Source organism: Oleiphilus sp. HI0132 (genome assembly GCF_001635845.1).
Genome location: NZ_LWGJ01001789.1, coordinates 1 through 913, shown reverse-complemented (window position 1 = coordinate 913; position 913 = coordinate 1). Strand labels below are relative to the sequence as shown.

Sequence of the window (913 nt, the reverse complement as noted above, 5' to 3'; positions counted from 1 at the left end):
GCCTTTCATGTATCCAAACAATGACTTGGATTATGCAGAAAACTTCCTGCACATGATGTTCAGCACGCCAGCTGGCGATGTTAAGTTTGACCCAGCCATCTCAAAGGCAATGGATAAGATCTTCATGCTTCATGCTGACCATGAGCAGAATGCATCAACATCAACTGTCCGCCTAGCTGGCTCAACTGGCGCCAACCCATTTGCTTGTATCGCTTCTGGCATCGCTGCACTTTGGGGCCCTGCTCACGGCGGCGCAAACGAAGCTGTACTAACAATGCTTAACGAAATCGGTGACGTATCTCGGATCGATGAATACGTAGCCAAAGCGAAAGACAAGAACGACCCATTCCGTCTGATGGGCTTCGGTCACCGCGTATACAAAAACTTCGACCCTCGCGCCAAAGTTATGCGCGAAACATGCGAAGAAGTTCTTGGTGCACTAGGCCTTGAGAATGATCCTCTATTGAAGATCGCGCGTCGCCTTGAGCAGATAGCACTAGAAGATGAGTACTTTGTTGCAAGAAAGCTATATCCAAACGTAGACTTCTACTCGGGTATCATTTTGAAAGCTATCGGTATTCCTGAGTCAATGTTTACCGTTATCTTCGCAATGTCTCGAACTATTGGTTGGTTCTCACACTGGAACGAAATGGTTAGTGAAAACTACCGCATTGGTCGTCCACGCCAGCTTTATACTGGTCACGACAAGCGCGACTACCCTGCCTAAGCGCAAAGCTAAGGTATAAAAAAACCCGCTCTTGCGGGTTTTTTTATACCTAAATCAGTTTTAATTCTGCACCAATCATTTCCCGAGTACGCCTCGCCAAGCCCTTACGACATAAGGATGCTGAGTCCATAGGTTCCAGATAACGGACATGAGCATACACCTTTTCAACCCTTAGAATACGCTCAA

At 47.0% G+C, this 913-nt stretch carries 1 protein-coding gene; it reads left to right on the top strand.

The features are described 5' to 3' along the window. The coding region (locus tag A3766_RS27120) for a citrate/2-methylcitrate synthase (protein ID WP_304440988.1) at positions 1-727 on the top strand (727 nt) is incomplete at its 5' end. Between the last annotated feature and the right edge of the window lie 186 nt (positions 728-913).